This window comes from Mycobacterium sp. 134 (assembly GCF_048282715.1).
In the GTDB taxonomy this organism is placed as follows: domain Bacteria; phylum Actinomycetota; class Actinomycetes; order Mycobacteriales; family Mycobacteriaceae; genus Mycobacterium; species Mycobacterium septicum.
The window spans coordinates 2,878,209-2,895,147 of sequence record NZ_JBLVUN010000008.1 but is presented as its reverse complement, the minus strand read 5'-3'; the positions used below and the strand labels follow the sequence as shown (position 1 = coordinate 2,895,147).

Here is a 16,939-nt window from a genome sequence, read left to right as displayed (position 1 = left end):
TCAGTCTCGATACCTCGGCAGCGGCGGACTCGGCGGACCGAGCACCGTGAGCCATTTCCGGTATAGCGACAACCATGTCCCGTCTTGCCGGATCCGTTCCAGGCTCGCGTTGACGGCCCGGACCAGATCCTGACGGGACTTGTTCATGCCGATGCCGTAGGGCTCATCCTCCAGACTCGGACCGACCAGGTGCAGGTACGGATCCTGCACGGCCATCCCGGCCAGTATCGAGTCGTCGGTACTGACCGCATCGGCCTGGCCCTGCTGCAGCGCCACCAGGCAATCGTCCCAATTCTGGACGGCCAGCAGGACCGCTGCCGGCGCCACCCGGGCGACCGTGGCCAGCGATGTCGTGTCCACCTGCGAGCACACCCTCTTGTCCGCCAGGTCGGCCGGTCCCCGGATCGGCGAGTCCTTGGGCACGAGCAGCCGTTGGTGCGCATCGAAATACACCGTGGAGAAGGCGATCTCCTCGGCGCGGGCGCAGGTGATCGTCATCGCCTTCACGACGATGTCGACGGTGCCGTCCTGCAGGGCGGTGATGCGCTCGGGCGAGGTCAGCAGGCGGAACTCCACCTTGCCGGGGTCGCCGAGCAGGTCGCGGGCCACCTCGCGCGCGATATCGACGTCGAAACCGGTCAATTCGCCCGAAACGGGATCGCGAAAACTCATCAGATTGGTGTTCTGATCGATACCGACAATCAGCCGGCCCCGCTGCCGGATCGCCTGCACTGCCGGTCCGGACACCGCCGAAGGTCTCAAACTCGCGGTGGCATCGCAACTCTCGACCGGGACGCCGCGAACCCCGGAGGCCACCACGGCGCCGCTCGGCGTCGGCATCGTGGTGAGCGAGGCCGATACCTGGACAAGCGGTTGGGTCGCGGAACATCCCGTCACCACGGTCGCGGCGACGACGATGAATCCGGCTACGGCCCGCATCAGTGGTACTCGCTCAGTCTCGGCGCGATGCCCGCGGCGACAGCGAGCGCGGCCAGCACACCGATGGCCGCGGCACCGGCGGGCAACGCACTCAGCGCCCCGTACGCACGGGTGATCCCGTCGCGCTGCCGGTCACGCAATCGTGCGATGTCGTCCCCCAACGCCTGGTCCAGCCGGGTGAACTGTGCCGTCGAACCCCGTATTTCGTCGTCTCGTGCGATCGCCACGGCACCGGGATAGTCACCGCTGCCCAGCTTTCCGCGGATCTCGCCGTGTGCGGCTTTCCAGCCGTGCAGCGCGTCCTGCGCCCCGTTGACCGCATGTCTGTCGAGGATCCGTCCCACCTGCGTGGTCCGTTCTTCGAATCGGATGTCGGAGAGTGTGTCGGAGCCGCGTTTGAGCAGCCCGAGGATTTCGTCCGCGCGGGCCTGCTGCACCAGGATCCGGGCGGTCACCGCCGATTCGAGCGGCTCGCCTCCGGCCGCGCGGGCACCGTTGACGGCATGCGTCACAACGAGTCCGGCCACCGTCAGCCACACAGCGAGCGCAATCATCAACACCGATGCCAACAGCAGGCCTGGGTTGATGCGCCGATGGCTGCGCCGGGCGACGAAAACCTGCGCGAACAGCAACAACCCCACTGCCAGCGCGGCTCCCGCGATCAACGCAGGAGGCGCCGCAGCCGACCGTCCCGATGCCATGACGGCCTCGGCCTGCGTCCGGTACAACCGCTCGGCGTCCGGGAGGATGGACTGCTGCATCAGCGTGGAGGATTCGCTGAGGTACGCGACGCCGATCGGGCGGCCGTCGCGGTTGGCCGCACGAGCGGTCCCCATCATGCCGGTGTAGACCGCCAGCTGGTTGGACAGGTCGGTGAGCAACGTCAGCGACTGGATATCGTTGGGCGACACCCCATTCGAAGCGGTAACCAGGCCGGCCGACGCCTCTCCGACCGCGGCGTCGTAGCGATCGCGGACATCGCGCGGTTCCACACCGCCGGCGAGGAAGGCGGTGGCCGCCGTCGTGTTGGCGGACGACAGGGCACTGTAGATCCGTTGTGCGGCATCGGCCAGCGGTTCGGTGTGTGACCGCAGGGTCTGAAGCTCGCGTTGCCGATCGGCCGCCGTCGCCGATGCCGCCACGCCCACGGTCAGTACCGCCGCGATCACGATGACGGCCAGCACCGCGATCCGGCCGGGCGTGGCCCGCAGGAAGTCGACAACCGGGCGGTCTGGTTCCTCGGCGTCGGCCAGCACGGACGCGTCGAGTGTGAGCGCCTGCCGACTCTCCAACTCACCGCTGTGCACTCGACATCACCTCGTCGCGGGCTGGGCCCGGAACAGCGATACCGGACTCGATCGAACGCCGACGAATGCACGGTAGCCCCCGCAAACGCGCTACGTGGGCTTTATTACGCAGCCGCCACGCTCTCGGCGGCCAGCACCTCGGCGGCGGCACGCTCACCCGACCGCACCGCACCGTCGATCCAGCCGCACATGATGGCCGAACTCTCGGTGCCGGCCCAGTGGATCCGTCCGCACGGGGCGCGCAGCGCGGGCCCGAACTCGGTGAGCACACCGGGCGCGGCGTGACTGATCATCCCGCCACCCGAATACCTTTCGACCGTCCAGTTCTGCTCGTGATAGCCCACCGGTGACGCGGCCTTCGGACCGAAGCGGTCGATCAACTCACCGATCACGACAGCTTTGCGCTCGGCGGCGTCGAGCAGCCCCAGCCGACGGGCGGCGGGCCCCTCGGTGATGACGCACATGATTCCGGGAGTGCCGGTGTCGGTGCAGGCGTCGATGGTCAGCGTCGCGGGGCTGCCGGGTGCGGCGGACTGTCCGCACAGCCCGTCGGCCCGCCAGAATGCCGTGTCATAGATGACCGAGATCTTGAAGACGGCACCGCTGGGCATCCGCTGGTGGAGGAACATTCGGTCCACGGGAAGCATTGGCTCATAGATGATCTGGCTCGCCACAGCCAGAGGGACGGCGACGATCGCCTGCCGCGCTCGCACCGTCAGGCTCTCGGCGTGCATCGTCACGCCCTCGTCGTCGTGCGCGATGAGGTGCACCGGCTGCGAAAGATGCAGCGCGCCGCCCAGTTCGGCCGCCATCGGTCCGTAGACGGCGCCCATGCCACCGCGCACCCGGGCGTCCTGCGCGCCGCCCTTGTTGGAGATGACGAAGCCCGGGCCGCCGCCCGACCCCATCTGGTGAAGCGCCCACAACAACGACACCTCGGATCCCGCCGAGGTGTAGATGCCGGCGAGTGCCATCTCGAGCATCTCGCGCGCCTGCTTGGAGCGCATGTGACGGTTGATCCACTCCCCCAGGCTGATCCGGTCCCACTCGACCGCCTTCTTCGCCTCCCATGGGGCATCGAACGGAATGGTCCTGCACATCAACTCCACCTCGAGCAGTCCGGCGCCGAGGTTGGCGATCGCCCACGGGCTCATCGCCCACGGAATCGTGCCGGAATAGCGGTGCTGTTTGCCGTCGAGGATCATCATGGCGTCGCCGTCGACGTACTCCTTGTACTCCTCGACGCCGAACTCGGCCATCAGGGCCTTGATGCGGTCCTGCCCCGGTCCGATCCAGGCCCCACCGCGGTCGATCCACGTTCCGTCATCCAGCACCTCGGTGAAGGTCCGGCCACCGACCCGGTCACGCGCCTCGAGCAGGGCCACGGAGCGGCCCGCCTGTTTGAGCCGCAAGGCCGCGGCGAGGCCTGCGAAGCCCGCGCCCACCACGCAACAGTCGACATCTGTCATGGCTCGACCTCCCGTTTTCGACGGGGCTGGATTCGCTCAAATTACGCCGTCGTCAGCCGCCGCGTAGGCACTGTCGACCGACTGGTGTGGTAAATGCCATAACTTTTGCCCATCTGGGCACACATCACTCCGATCGAGCCCACTTCGGGCCCGCTGGCACACCGTGCCCGCCCCCTGAAATCCGGACCGGTGGCCGCGTGTGCGCTGATTTCTGACCTGCCGATACGCCGGGGTTCGCCCACTGTTCACCTCGCGTTCGCCGGACGCCCGTGCGCGTCAAGCATCGGTTGACGGATGACCGCCGAACTAGTTGCCATCGACAGCACCAGACAACTTCGCGATTCCGGGGATGGTCCACCCCGCCGGTAGGGTCCGGTCCTCGTGGGTAGACACCAGTTGAAAAAGGATCGGCGCCGCCGATCTGCAGCCATGGCTGCCGTCGTCGTGCCTGCCGCCGCACTCCTCGTCGTCGGCGCAGACACGGTGCCGGCCACCAAGGGCGGTGCCGAGGTTGTCGCGCCCCCTGCCGTCCAGCCGGCGGCCGCGCCTGCGGCACCCGCTGCACGTGCCGACCGCGCCGTCCGCCGGAACATGAGGTTCCCGCTACCCGCCGGCCGGGCCTCGGAGAAGGGCCTCCAGATCGAGACCATCCTGGCGGCCCGCGCGGTCAGCGCGCGGTTCCCCGAGATCCTGGACATCGGCGGGGTCCGGGCCGATTCCATGAAGTGGCACCCGAACGGGTTGGCGATCGACGTGATGATCCCGAACTACAGCACTCCGGAAGGCAAAGCCCTCGGAGACCGGATCGTCGCGTACGTCCTCGACAATGCCGATCGGTTCGGCGTGAACCACGTGATCTTCCGGCAGCAGATCTACTCCCGCGGCAAGGCCCCGCGAATGATGTCGGACCGCGGCGGAGCTACCGCCAACCACTACGACCACGTGCACATCGCCACCAACGGCGGTGGATTCCCCACCGGTCACGAAACGTACCTGACGTAATGTCCATCCGCCGACGCCCGACATTGCCATCGGCCGTCGTGGAGTCCCTGCACCCCTCTCTCCGTCGGTAGCCAACCGACCTTCGATCCACAGCCGTCGCCCGATTCCCAGGTGACGCACAGGAACATTCCGCAGCTACGCGGTTGTGGCGCCCGGCCCGGTGCCATACCGTGTCAACCTAGTTGATTAGTCGTCCTAGAGGAATGTTCTTGCGGTCCGCGCCTGTCACCGCGCATTGAAAGGGTCACGGATGCAGCGGTTTTCGATCGGACGCCGGCTGGTCCAACGCTGGATGTACCTGGTGGCGGTAGTGGTGATCGCGCTGGCCGGCTTCGTGGTGTTCCGGCTGCACGGCATCTTCGCGTCTGAGGACGTCACGGCGACACCGATTGGCTCTGGAAGCGACATCGTGCCGTTCAACCCCAAACACGTGGTCCTGGAGGTTTTCGGCCCGCCCGGCACGATCGCGACCATCACCTACATGGACGTCAACGCCCAACCGCAGCGCGCCGACGCCGTCACGCTGCCCTGGACCTACGACACGACCACCACCCAGCCCGCCGTCGCGGTGAACGTCTCAGCGCAGGGCAACGGCGACTCGATCGGCTGCCGGATCAAGATCGACGACGTGGTCAAGGACGAGAGAACAGTGAACACCTTGAACGCCTTCACCTACTGCCTGGACAAATCCGGATGAGCGCCCAACGGGTTCCGGATCTGATCCGGCGGTTCTCGGTGCTGATCGCCCTGTTCTGGTTGGGACTGGCGGTCGTGACGAATGTTTTCGTGCCGCAGCTGGAGACCGTCGCCGAGTCGCACAACGTGTCGCTGAGCCCCCAGGACGCGCCGTCGTTGCAGGCCGCAAAGCGGATCGGCAAGGTGTTCGACGAATTCGATTCCGACAGTTCGGCGATGATCGTGCTGGAGGGCGATCAGCCACTCGGCGCCGACGCACACCACTACTACGACGGCTTGGTCCAAAAGCTCCGCCAGGACACCGAGCACGTCCAGCATATCCAGGATTTCTGGGGCGATCCGCTCACCGCGGCCGGCTCGCAGAGCGCCGACGGCAAGGCCGCGCTGGTGCAGGTGTACCTCGCAGGAAACCAGGGCGAGTCGCTGGCCAATGAATCCGTCGATTCAGTGCGACGCATCGTCGATGACACACCGCCGCCGCCCGGAGTCAGGGCCTACGTCACGGGCGCCGCTCCGCTGGTCACCGACCAGTTCGAGGTGGGCCGCCACGGCACCCTGAAAACCACCCTGATCACCCTGGGGGTGATCTTGGTGATGCTGCTGTCGCTCTACCGTCGCTTCACGACGGCGATTCTCGTGATTTTCACGGTGATGATCGAGTTGACCGCATCACGTGGCGTCGTCGCGGTGCTGGCGAACGCCGGCATCATCGAATTGTCGACGTATTCGACCAATCTGCTGACGCTGCTGGTCATCGCCGCCGGAACCGACTACGCGATCTTCATCCTCGGCCGCTTTCACGAAGCGCGGTATGCCGGACAGGATCGCGTCACGGCGTTCAACACGATGTATCACGGAACCGCGCACATCATCCTTGGTTCGGGTCTGACGATCGCCGGCGCGGTGTTGTGCCTGACCTTCACCCGGCTCCCGTACTTCAACAGTCTCGGCGTGCCTGCCGGAATCGGTGTCCTCGTCGCAGTGGTGGCGGCGTTGACCCTGGCGCCGGCGCTCCTGGTCATCGGCAGGCACTTCGGCCTGTTCGAGCCGTCCCGTCCGATGCGCACCCGGGGTTGGCGACGCATCGGTACCGCCATCGTCCGCTGGCCCGGGCCCATCCTGGTGGTGACCATCGCCGTCGCCCTGATCGGTCTGCTCGCCCTGCCGCGATACAGCACGAGCTACGACGCCCGGCCCTACATGCCGGCAAGCGCCCCGGCCAATGTCGGTTACGCGGCCGCGGAACGCCATTTCTCGCAGGCCAGGCTGAATCCCGAACTGCTGATGGTCGAAGCCGATCACGACCTACGCAATCCCACCGACATGATCCTGCTGGAGCGCGTCGCCAAGGCCGTCTTCCACACCGACGGCATCGCTCAGGTGCAGTCGATCACCCGGCCGCTCGGCACGCCGCTGGACCACACGTCGATTCCTTTCCAGATCAGCGCGAGCAGTGCGGCGCAGATCAACAATCTGCCTTTCCAGCAGGCCCGCACGGCCGACCTGCTCAAGCAGGTGGACGTGATCAACAACTCGATCGACGTTCTGCGGCAGCAGTATTCGCTTCAACAGCAGTCCAGCGCAATCACCGATGAACAGAGCAAGGCTTTCCAGGAGACGGTCGCCACGGCCCAGAACCTGCGGGACAAGATCGCCGACTTCGACGACCAGTTCCGCCCGCTGCGCAATTACTTCTACTGGGAGCCGCACTGTTTCGATATCCCGATGTGCGCGGCGCTGCGGTCGGTCTTCGACGCACTCGACGGCATCGACGCGCTGACCGACCAGCTGGGCAACGTCTCGGGAAGTATCGCCAAGCTGGATGCGCTGCAGCCGAAGTTGTTGGCGCTGATTCCTCCTCAGATCGCCAGCCAACAGACCAACCGCGACCTGACGATGACGAACTACGCCACCAATTCTGGCCTCAACGACCAGAGTGCGGCGGCGTTGCAGAACTCCACCGCGTTGGGTCAGGCCTACGACGCGTCGAAGACCGATGACTCGTTCTATCTGCCGCCGGAGGCGTTCACCAACCCCGAATTCCAGCGTGGGCTCAAGCTTTTCCTGTCACCGGACGGCAAGGCCGCCCGCATGATCATCACCCACGACGGCGATCCCGCTACGCCCGAAGGCATTTCGCACATCGACGCCATCCGGCATGCCGCGCAGGACGCCGTCAAAGGCACTCCCCTGGCCGGGTCCAGGATCTATCTGGCCGGTACTGCCGCCACCTACAAGGACATTCAGGACGGCGCCAGGTACGACCTCATGATCGCGGCCATCGCGGCTCTCTCCCTGATCCTGCTGGTGATGATGTTCATCACCCGCAGCATCGTCGCGGCGATCGTCATCGTGGGCACCGTGGCCCTGTCCCTGGGCGCCTCGTTCGGGCTTTCCGTGCTGATCTGGCAGGACATCCTCGGCATCGACCTCTACTGGATCGTGCTCGCACTGGCCGTCATCCTGCTGCTGGCCGTGGGGTCGGACTACAACCTGCTGCTGGTCTCCCGGTTCAAGGAGGAGATCCACGCCGGTCTGAACACCGGCATCATCCGGGCGATGGCGGGATCCGGCGCGGTGGTGACGTCGGCCGGTCTGGTGTTCGCGGCCACCATGGCCTCGTTCGTGTTCGCCGACTTGCGGATCCTCGGTCAGATCGGAACGACGATCGCCCTCGGTCTGCTGTTCGACACGCTGATCGTGCGCTCGTTCATGACGCCGGCCATCGCCACCCTGCTCGGGCGCTGGTTCTGGTGGCCGCTGCGGGTGCGCCCCCGCCCCGCGAGCCAGATGCTGCAGCCCTACGGCTCGCGCGCAGCGGTGCGCCAGCTGTTGTTGTGGGAGGACGGAGACCCGGTCGCCGGGTCGTCACGCTCGAACAAGTAGCGAAATTCAGTTCGCGCCAACAGCACTGAGCTCATCGGCGGGTTCGGGTGCCGCCACCGAAACCTGCCCGAGCTTCCCCTTCAAGGCCGCGACGCGGCGCAACTGCGCCGCGATGTTCATCGACGTCAGCATCGGGATCCCCCCGATGAACGTCCGGAACGAGGGGTTGCCGCCGTGAACGTGGAGTTCGTAGAGGCAGCCGACCACATAGAAGAACCCCATGCTGAACAGGACGGCGGGTATCGCGTAGGCGAGCGGTGATCGAGCGTCGTTCACCAGTTCGGTCGCGTAGTCGAACTCGTCCCGCGACATCGGTTCGCGCTTGCGCAGTTTGGCCAGAACGGCCTTGTGCGCGCCCACTTTCTCACCGAGCGCAGCAGGGGTTCGCTTCTCCAACCGGCCGATGTACACGAAGACACACGCCGCGAAGGTCGCTGCCATCACGGCGGCAAGAATCGTGAGATCACCCCAGACACCGAGATCCACCGCGGCCGCTCCTCTGCTTCCCGACCGGACGTTGCCGGATTACCTAGAACCACTAACAACGCTACCGCAGGTTCGACCCAGGGAAACAGTGCTGACAGGGCTTTCGCAGGAAAGCCCGCCGGGTGCTACTCGGCGTCGCTGATGTCCTCCAGGCGCTGCGTCACTCGAGCCAGCGCCTCGTCGAAGACATCCACTTTTTCGCCGCGCTTCTCGTTGGCCGGCTGGGCCGCGCCCCGGCCACCTTCGGCCTCGACGCGAGCCGCGCCCTGGCGCCGCAACAGGCTGAAGTTCTTCTCACGTGCTTGTCTGAGCCGACTCTGCAGATCCTTCAGCGACTTCTCGTCCATGCGCGCCAGAGCCTCGAGATGGCTCTCGGCGATCAACGAGCTTTCCTGCGCGGTCAGGTTCACATGGTTGCTCACCCTTGATTCATAGCGCGGCCCGGCCGTAGCGGGAAGGGATTCGCTGTGTGAGCCAACACCCAACCGTGGAATTGCTGATCTACGGCGCGCCGGAACCGATATCGGACGCTACCGGAGCGATGATGCAGATGTGGTTGTTGATGCGAATGTGACAAACGGTGCGCCGGCGCCCGAGACCTCCGGGCCGGAAGCTGAGCAGGTGCAAGGTGAAGCACAGACGATTGCCGGCCCGCAGCCGGAGCCGCAGCGCGTGTGGTCGATGCCCAAGCCTGAGGTGACGCGCAAGAAGGCCGACGAGGTGGGGCGAATCGCGCGCACTGCCGGCACGGCCGTGATGAAGATGAGCGTCGACGCGGCCCGGTCAGGCACTCGCGCCGTGAGCCAGTTGTCCCGTGCGATCGCGGCGGTGCCGCCGGCCGTGCGCCTGGTGACCGCGGTGGGCGTGACCATGCTGCTGGGCATCGTCGGCGCAATCGCACTGCAGAACTCTTTCGGCCTCGCGTGCATCGTCGTGGTGGTCCCGGTGTGCTCGTTCGCCCTCGGTGCGCTCGCACACCGCTGGTACAGCGGACTGGGCGTTGAGCCCGCGCCTCGCGTGGAAAGCCAGGGCGCCTCGGCGCCCGAATTGCAGCGTTCGGTCGAGTACGTCGACAAGAAGCTCGCGGTCGCGCTCAACGCATTCGGCGCCGAACGTCAGCAGCACGCGATGATCGCGCTGTTCCAGGCCAAGACGGCCGTCGAACTCACGCTCGGGACGGAGCAGGACGAGGCGAGCCACGTCGACGCGCTGCTGTCCCTGGAAGGCCACGATTCACGGCCGCGCATCAGGGCAGGCTCAGCGCCCAAGTCCTTGCGAGAAAGCAATTCACTGGCGGCGTCATGACCGACGGGCACACTCTCTCGGGCCAGGTCGCCCTCATCGAGGACGACTACACATTGGTGATCAATCGCGGCGCTGAGGCAGGTGTGGTGCCGGGCATGGTTTTTGCCGTGCACTCCGATTCGGACCAGGTGATCACCGATCCCGAATCCGGCCGGGAATTGGGCAGACTCACCCGCGAGAAGCTCCGGGTGCGGGTGTTCGACGTGCAGCCGTTGTTCTCCCGCGCACACACCTTCGCCAGGACCGACGACTTCTACGGCCTGTTCCAGGCGACGGCCGTCGTGACGATAGACGTCGGCGACAACCTCGAATTGGTGGCGGGCGAATCCGGGTCCCGTCGGGCGGTGTCGGGATAGCGACCCGCAGGACCGTTCGCGAGAGCTGCCTCTTGCCACACATGTCGAAATCCCTACGGCCATGGCAGAACAGTGGGATCGTGCAGACATGCGATCAACAGAGATCGTCGCGGCGTTCTGGAACGACGTCTGGTACGCCCACGAAGCCGCCGCCCTCGGCCGGTTCGCCGCCGCCGACATCGTCATCGAAGCAAGCGGTCGGAGAATCTCTGGAGTAGACAGCGTCAAACGCTGGGTGCAGCAATTCCTCGATCACGTCGACGACTTGCACATCTATGCGGTCGAACCCTTTCAGAACGAGGATGGCACCCGCGTCACCTCCGTGTGGTCCGTGGCCGACGGCAAGCTGCAGCACGGTCGGGTCGAACAGGTCTCGTTCGAGCCGTATCACTCGTTGCTCACGAAGTAGCACGCTGTGCTGGCACGATTCGGGCGGCGGGCGATGGCGGCGAGCACGCTCGCCCTATCCGCCATTGTCGGCGCGCCGAACGCCTCGGCCGAGCCGATCGCCACCTGCACCAGCGACGTTGTCGATGGCGTAGAGGTCGATTACTGCGTCGGCAACCCGAACGCGAACCCGGACACCGTCACCGGTGCGCCGGGCGTCAACGTGGACGTCGAGTTCGGTTTGGGAATCGGCCTGGGCTGACATCAGCCGGGTACGAAAAAGGCGGCTTCCCTGTCTCGGGAAACCGCCTCTTACCTGCTACTTCATCTGTCGGGCTGACAGGATTTGAACCTGCGACCACTTGACCCCCAGTCAAGTGCGCTACCAAGCTGCGCCACAGCCCGCTTGCTTCCGGCTTGCACCGGCAGCGAGTCGAAAGCTTACCGTAGAGACTCGCTTTCGCCCCAATCGCTCCCCCGTTGTGTCACCGCGCCGCGGTGTCCGGCTCGTCTGCCAGCTCTTCTTCGGCATGCTCCTCGGCGTCGAGCTGCTCGGGCAGGTATTCCGGCGCCCGCGAGGTGCGCCAGGCGTACAGCACCAACCCGGCCCATGCGATCGCGATCGTGGCGTAGATGGCCGTCGAGGCCGCGCCGTGAATGCCGAAGTACTTCAGCAGCTTCTGCGCATTGGTCAGCACGATCACGCCACCCACCGCGGTGCCCAGCAGCGCGGGGCTGACCTTCGACACCAACCAGGCGGCCAGCGGTGCGGCCAGGACGCCGCCCGCCGCCAAGCCCGCCACGATCGGGAGGTTGTGCAGGAAGTCGGACCGCAGGCCCACCAGGAAGCCCAGCGACGCCGATACCGCGACCAGGAACTCCGAGGCGCTCACCGATCCGATCACCGTGCGGGGCGCGGTCTTGCCCTGCGACAGCAGCGTGCTGGTGGTCACCGGACCCCAGCCGCCACCACCGGAGGCGTCGATGAAGCCGCCGAACAAGCCCAGCGGGGTCAGGAACTTCGCGGTGTGCGAGGAGCTGCCGGTACGGAACGCCGGCGGCGAACCCAGTGAGAACCGCAGCAGCACATACACACCGATGCCGAGCAGGATCGAGGCCATCAGCGGCGCGGCGTCCTCGGTCGACAGCGAGGAGAGCACCGTGGCCCCGAGGAACGCTCCGATCGCGCCGGGCACACCGAGCTTGAGCACGATGCTCCAGTCGATGTTCTTGAACCGCCAATGCGACAGACCGGACGCCAGCGTGGTGCCGACCTCCGCCAGGTGCACCGCGGCGCTGGCCTGCGCCGAGGCCACCCCGCTGAGCACCAGCAGGGTCGAGGCGGTGACACCGAAGGCCATGCCCAGCGCACCATCGACCAACTGGGCCCCGAGGCCGACGAGCGTGAAGATCAGAAGCGAACGCATGGGTTCGGCTGCTTTCGATTGTGGTCGCCGGGCGACCTGATGACTGACGGGCGCGGATCAGATGCGCGCGCGACACCATTCATCGAAAGCCATCAACCGGCGCGACGGCCAGAACGGCTCGAGAGCAGCAAGAGCAGACGGTGCGGTGCGGTATGCACGTTCGGCCACCGGTCGCCCCTCTCCCTCGTCGTTAGACAGACTGAGCAAGCCTACAAGAGTCCGGGCGGAATCCCGCCGATGGGCTCACACCGTCAGCAACCGGTACAGCCCGATCAGGCCCACCACGACGATCACGGCCCGCAACGCGTTCGGCGACAGCCGGCGGCCGTAGTGCGCGCCGAGGAATCCGCCGATCAGCGAACCGATCGCGATCAGGCCCGCCGCCTCCCAGCTGATCCGGTCGAACGCGACGATCGTGTAGGCCAGGGCCGCCACGATGTTGACCAACAACGACAGCAGGTTTTTGGCGGCGTTCATCCGCTGCATCGACTCGGGCAGCAGCGCACCCATCACCGCGATCAGCAGGATTCCCTGGGCCGCGGTGAAGTAGCCGCCGTAGATACCGACGGCGAACGTGCCGATCACCAGCACGGCCATGCGCTGCGGGCTGACATGGTCGGCCGACTGGCCGGACGCCTCCGCGCGCTGCCGTGCCCAGGCTTGGATCCGCGGCCCGACGACCACCAGAACCAGGGCCAGGATGAGCAGGATCGGCACCACTGTGACGAACACTTTTTCCGGCAGGTGCAGCAGCAGCCAAGAGCCCAGGCCGGCACCGATCACCGATCCGGGAATCTGCCAGCGCAGCCGCTTCCACTGCCCGCGCAGTTCTCGCCGGTAACCCCAGGTGCCCGAAACCCCGCCGGCGACCAGACCGACGGCATTCGACATCGTCGACGTGACCGGCGGAATCCCCAACGCCACCAGCGTGGGGAAGGTGATCAGCGTGCCGGACCCGACGATGGCGTTGATCGCTCCCGCGCCGACGCCGGCCAGGGCGATCAGGATCATATGGGTGACAGACACTCGGGCCACCCTATCGGCCGGACTTGTGCACGGCTCGTCACGCCAGGCATTACCCGGCGTGCACAAATCGCTAGCGCTTCTTCGGTGCTCCGCGCTTCTCCCGGACCCGGACATTGATCCGCACCGGGCTGCCCTCGAAACCGAACTGCTCACGCAGGCGTCGCTCGAGGAACCGGCGGTAACCGGCCTCCAGGAACCCGGAGGTGAACAGAACGAAGGTCGGTGGGCGGGTGGCCGCCTGGGTGGCGAACAGGATCTTGGGCTGCTTGCCACCGCGCACCGGTGGCGGTGTCGCGGAGACGATCTCCTTGAGGAAGTTGTTGAGCTGTCCGGTCGAGATCCGTTTGTCCCAGGAGGCCAGCGAGGTCTCCAGCGCCGGCACCAGCTTCTGCACCGCCCGGCCGGTCATGGCCGAGATGTTGACCCGCGGCGCCCACTGCACCTGCACCAGTTCCCGGTCGATCTCTTTGTCCAGCAGGTACCGCCGGTCCTCGTCGACCAAGTCCCATTTGTTGAATGCGATGACCAGTGCCCGCCCGGCCTTCGATCACCATCGACAGCACCCGCAGGTCCTGCTCGGTCAGCGGCTGGGAGGCATCGATCAGCATGATCGCCACTTCGGCCGCATCGATCGCGCCGTGGGTGCGCACCGAGGCGTAGAACTCGTGGCCGCTGGCCTGGCCGACCTTGCGACGCAGGCCGGCAGTGTCGACGAAACGCCAAGTCTTGCCGCCCAATTCGATCAGCGAGTCGACGGGATCGACCGTGGTGCCCGCGACGTCGTGCACCACCGAACGCTCGTCGCCGGCCAGCCGGTTCAGCAGCGAACTCTTGCCGACGTTCGGCTTGCCCACCAGAGCCACGCGGCGCGGGCCGCCGGCACCGCTGCCACCCACCTCCGAAACCTCGGGCAGCTTTTCCATCACGGTATCGAGCAGATCGGCCACGCCCCGGCCGTGCATGGCGCTGATCGCGTGCGGCTCGCCGATGCCCAGCGACCACAGTGCCGCGGCATCGGATTCGCCCCGCTGGGTGTCAACCTTGTTGGCCGCCAGGAAGACCGGCTTGCCCGACTTGCGCAGCATCCGGGCCGCCGCCTCGTCGGCCGAGGTCGCGCCGACGACCGCATCGACCACGAGGATGATCGCGTCGGCGGTGCGCATCGCCACCAGGGCCTGATCGGCCACCAGCTGCTGCAGGCCCTTGGCGTCGGGTTCCCATCCCCCGGTGTCCTGCACCATGAACCGGCGGTTCAGCCAGTTCGCGTCATAGGACACCCGGTCGCGGGTCACTCCGGGAATGTCCTGCACGACGGCTTCGCGACGCCCCAGGATCCGGTTCACCAGAGTCGATTTCCCGACATTGGGCCGGCCGACGACGGCGACCACCGGAGGCGGCGCGGCGGCCTCCTCGAGAACCTCGGCAACTTCGTCGCTGAACTCCCAGTCGCTCTCGTCCGACCAGGTGCCGTCACCATCAGAGTCGCTCATCGGCGCACCCCCGCATGCTGGGTCACCAGGTCGAGAAGGTGTGCCACGACCTGTGTTTGGTCCATGTCACTGGTGTCGACCACCAGTGCATCCTCGGCTGCCCGCAACGGGGAAACGGCCCGCGTGGAATCGAGGTGGTCGCGCCGCTGCACGTCGGCGAGCACCGTCGCGTAGTCGTCGGGCAGTCCGCTCGCGATGTTCTGCGCGTTGCGGCGCCGGGCCCGCTCCTCGGCCGAGGCGGTCAGGAAGATCTTGACGTCGGCCTTGGGCAGCACCACGGTGCCGATGTCACGGCCTTCGACCACCACCCGTCCACCAGCAGATGCCAGCTCGCGCTGCTGATCGACGAGCCGGGCACGCACCGCGGGGACCGCCGACACCGCCGACACCGCGCGGGTCACCGCGTCACCGCGGATCTCGTCCGAGACGTCTTCACCACCCAGGAACGCGCGATCCTCACCGGGATCCGAACCCACACCGATCGCCGCCTCCGACGCCACCGCGTCGATGGCCGCGGCATCGTCCAGGTCGGCCCCGGCGCGCAGGACCGCCAGCGTGACGATCCGGTACATCGCGCCGGTGTCCAGGTAGCTCGCCCCCAGGGCTTGCGCCAAACCTTTTGACACCGAAGACTTTCCGGTTCCTGCCGGCCCATCGACCGCCACCACCAGAGACCCGCTCACATTCCCACCGCCTGATAAAGCTCGCCGACTTCCTTACGGCTGAGCGCCCTGATACTGCCCGGCCGCTGGTCCCCCAGCGCCACCGAACCGATGTCGGTGCGGACGAGTTCCTGCACCGGGAAGTCCACCGCGGCCAACATGCGCCGCACGATGCGGTTGCGGCCCTCGTGCAGGGTGACCTTCACCAAGGTCTTGCCCGGCACGGTGTCCACCACCGCGAAATCGTCGACGTGGGCCGGGCCGTCGTCCAGTTCGACACCGGCGCGCAGCTTCTTGCCGAGTCCGCGCGGCACCGTGCCGATCACCGTCGCCACATACGTTTTCGGGATCTCGTAGGACGGGTGCATCAACCGGTGCGCGAGCTCCCCGTCATTGGTCAGCAGGAGCAACCCCTCGGTGTCGGCGTCGAGCCGGCCGACGTGAAAGAGCTTCTTGTTGCCCCGGACCCGGTGCTCCACCAGGTCGCCCACACAGGGGCGGCCCTTCTCGTCGGACATCGTGGACATCATGCCGCGCGGCTTGTTGATCGCCAGGTACACCAGGGTGTCGTCGAGCACGACGCGCGATCCGTCCACCCGGATCTCGGCGACCGCCGGGTCGACCCGGGTGCCGAGTTCGGTCACCAGGCGGCCGTCCACCTCGACCCGGCCGTCGGTGATCATCCGTTCGGCCACCCGCCGGGAAGCAATTCCGGCCTGGGACAACACTTTTTGCAGTCGTACGCCTTCTTCGTCAGCCATGTCAGTCCTTGTCCACGTCGAAGGCCAGCGGCTGATTGCTGCCGGTTGAGCCACCGTTGAGTTTGGCGAAACGCGGCTCGTCGCCAAGTGATTCGCTCAGATCGTCGATCACGTCGACATCGGGCAACAGCGGCGCGATGTCGGGCAGATCGGTGAGCGAAGACAAGCCCAGCCGTTCCAGGAACAACTCGGTGGTGGCGAACGTCACCGCACCCGAATCCGAATCGGTGCCCGCCTCGGTGATCAGGCCACGTGCCACCAGGGTGCGGATCACCGCGTCCACGTTGACGCCACGGACGGCACTCACCCGGGCCCGGGTCACCGGCTGCCGGTAGGCCACCACGGCCAGGGTCTCCAGAGCTGCCCGCGTCAGCTTGGACCTGGCGCCGTCGAGCAGCAGGCGTTCGACGTAGGGGGCGTAACGCGCCCGGGTGTACATCCGCCATCCTCCCGCGGCCTCGCGCAGGTCGATGCCGCTGTCCCGGGCGGCGAAGTCCTCGGCCATCAGCCGCAGCTTGGCCATCACCCGGTAGGCGGGTTGTTCGGTCGCCGAGGCGAGCGCATCCACCGTCACCGGCGTGTCCACTACCAGCAACAACGCTTCGAGTACGGCACCCAGTTCACCGTCTTCGAGCTCGGGAACCGTCGCCACGTCGATGCCCAGGTCATCTCCGACCGGGATCACATCACCCGGGGCATCATCGGACTGAACTCCGGAATCGGAGATCTCGTCTGTCATT

17 protein-coding genes, 1 tRNA gene and 1 pseudogene are annotated in these 16,939 nt (G+C 66.6%); 7 read left to right on the top strand and 12 right to left on the bottom strand.

Going from position 1 to position 16,939, the window contains the following annotated elements; translation table 11 throughout:
* The 3 genes from ACNQVK_RS18590 to ACNQVK_RS18580 form a co-directional block, all read right to left on the bottom strand.
* Positions 1 to 939: a glutamate ABC transporter substrate-binding protein gene (locus tag ACNQVK_RS18590; RefSeq protein WP_418030666.1), complete on the bottom strand. Its 939-nt coding sequence runs from the start codon at positions 937 to 939 to the stop codon at positions 1 to 3.
* Positions 939 to 2,246, bottom strand: a complete 1,308-nt coding sequence (locus ACNQVK_RS18585; protein WP_418030665.1) for a hypothetical protein — start codon at positions 2,244 to 2,246, stop codon at positions 939 to 941. The genes ACNQVK_RS18590 and ACNQVK_RS18585 overlap by 1 nt, the downstream gene beginning before the upstream one ends.
* A gap of 104 nt (positions 2,247 to 2,350) precedes the next feature.
* Complete coding sequence (locus ACNQVK_RS18580) at positions 2,351 to 3,715, bottom strand: flavin monoamine oxidase family protein (protein ID WP_418030664.1); 1,365 nt, start codon at positions 3,713 to 3,715, stop codon at positions 2,351 to 2,353.
* A 429-nt stretch (positions 3,716 to 4,144) separates the two neighbouring features.
* Between ACNQVK_RS18580 and ACNQVK_RS18575 the strand changes: the two genes are divergently transcribed.
* The 3 genes from ACNQVK_RS18575 to ACNQVK_RS18565 all read left to right on the top strand — a co-directional run bounded on the left by ACNQVK_RS18575 (position 4,145) and on the right by ACNQVK_RS18565 (position 8,299).
* Positions 4,145 to 4,717, top strand: coding sequence for a hypothetical protein (locus tag ACNQVK_RS18575; RefSeq protein WP_418030663.1), 573 nt, complete (start codon positions 4,145 to 4,147; stop codon positions 4,715 to 4,717).
* 250 nt (positions 4,718 to 4,967) lie between these two features.
* Positions 4,968 to 5,414: an MmpS family transport accessory protein gene (locus ACNQVK_RS18570; protein ID WP_418030662.1), complete on the top strand. Its 447-nt coding sequence runs from the start codon at positions 4,968 to 4,970 to the stop codon at positions 5,412 to 5,414.
* Positions 5,411 to 8,299 (top strand): RND family transporter, encoded by a 2,889-nt coding sequence (locus tag ACNQVK_RS18565; protein ID WP_418030661.1) that lies wholly within the window; start codon positions 5,411 to 5,413, stop codon positions 8,297 to 8,299. The genes ACNQVK_RS18570 and ACNQVK_RS18565 overlap by 4 nt, the downstream gene beginning before the upstream one ends.
* Positions 8,300 to 8,305: 6 nt before the next feature.
* Here ACNQVK_RS18565 and ACNQVK_RS18560 read toward each other — a convergent pair whose 3' ends face one another.
* Positions 8,306 to 8,785, bottom strand: coding sequence for a hypothetical protein (locus tag ACNQVK_RS18560; RefSeq protein WP_418030660.1), 480 nt, complete (start codon positions 8,783 to 8,785; stop codon positions 8,306 to 8,308).
* 125 nt (positions 8,786 to 8,910) lie between these two features.
* Positions 8,911 to 9,207, bottom strand: coding sequence for a hypothetical protein (locus ACNQVK_RS18555; RefSeq protein WP_418030659.1), 297 nt, complete (start codon positions 9,205 to 9,207; stop codon positions 8,911 to 8,913).
* Positions 9,208 to 9,337: 130 nt separating this feature from the next.
* On the opposite strand from ACNQVK_RS18555, the gene ACNQVK_RS18550 reads away from it, so the two are divergent.
* The 4 genes from ACNQVK_RS18550 to ACNQVK_RS18535 all read left to right on the top strand — a co-directional run bounded on the left by ACNQVK_RS18550 (position 9,338) and on the right by ACNQVK_RS18535 (position 11,095).
* Positions 9,338 to 10,090, top strand: a complete 753-nt coding sequence (locus tag ACNQVK_RS18550) for a hypothetical protein (protein WP_418030658.1) — start codon at positions 9,338 to 9,340, stop codon at positions 10,088 to 10,090.
* Positions 10,087 to 10,446 carry a hypothetical protein gene (locus ACNQVK_RS18545; protein WP_418030657.1) on the top strand — a complete coding sequence of 120 codons (360 nt, stop codon included), beginning with the start codon at positions 10,087 to 10,089 and terminating at the stop codon, positions 10,444 to 10,446. The genes ACNQVK_RS18550 and ACNQVK_RS18545 overlap by 4 nt, the downstream gene beginning before the upstream one ends.
* A gap of 88 nt (positions 10,447 to 10,534) precedes the next feature.
* Positions 10,535 to 10,855 carry a nuclear transport factor 2 family protein gene (locus ACNQVK_RS18540; protein WP_418030656.1) on the top strand — a complete coding sequence of 107 codons (321 nt, stop codon included), beginning with the start codon at positions 10,535 to 10,537 and terminating at the stop codon, positions 10,853 to 10,855.
* 6 nt (positions 10,856 to 10,861) lie between these two features.
* A complete protein-coding gene (locus ACNQVK_RS18535) occupies positions 10,862 to 11,095 on the top strand; it encodes a hypothetical protein (protein ID WP_418030655.1) in 234 nt (77 codons plus the stop codon).
* A gap of 69 nt (positions 11,096 to 11,164) precedes the next feature.
* On the opposite strand, the gene ACNQVK_RS18530 is transcribed toward ACNQVK_RS18535, so the two are convergent.
* From ACNQVK_RS18530 to scpB, 7 genes and pseudogenes are all read right to left on the bottom strand, one after another.
* Positions 11,165 to 11,238, bottom strand: a tRNA-Pro gene (locus ACNQVK_RS18530).
* Between the two features lie 80 nt (positions 11,239 to 11,318).
* Positions 11,319 to 12,260, bottom strand: coding sequence for a sulfite exporter TauE/SafE family protein (locus ACNQVK_RS18525; RefSeq protein ID WP_418030654.1), 942 nt, complete (start codon positions 12,258 to 12,260; stop codon positions 11,319 to 11,321).
* A 243-nt stretch (positions 12,261 to 12,503) separates the two neighbouring features.
* Positions 12,504 to 13,271, bottom strand: coding sequence for a sulfite exporter TauE/SafE family protein (locus ACNQVK_RS18520; protein ID WP_418034212.1), 768 nt, complete (start codon positions 13,269 to 13,271; stop codon positions 12,504 to 12,506).
* Between the two features lie 85 nt (positions 13,272 to 13,356).
* Positions 13,357 to 14,776 (bottom strand): annotated as a pseudogene (der, locus tag ACNQVK_RS18515) (ribosome biogenesis GTPase Der).
* Positions 14,773 to 15,459: a (d)CMP kinase gene (gene cmk / locus ACNQVK_RS18510; RefSeq protein WP_418030653.1), complete on the bottom strand. Its 687-nt coding sequence runs from the start codon at positions 15,457 to 15,459 to the stop codon at positions 14,773 to 14,775. Before cmk ends, der begins: the two are co-directional and overlap by 4 nt.
* Positions 15,456 to 16,199, bottom strand: coding sequence for a pseudouridine synthase (locus tag ACNQVK_RS18505; RefSeq protein WP_276130854.1), 744 nt, complete (start codon positions 16,197 to 16,199; stop codon positions 15,456 to 15,458). Before ACNQVK_RS18505 ends, cmk begins: the two co-directional genes overlap by 4 nt.
* 1 nt (position 16,200) lies before the next feature.
* A complete protein-coding gene (gene scpB, locus ACNQVK_RS18500; RefSeq protein ID WP_276130855.1) occupies positions 16,201 to 16,938 on the bottom strand; it encodes an SMC-Scp complex subunit ScpB in 738 nt (245 codons plus the stop codon).
* Position 16,939: the final 1 nt, after the last annotated feature.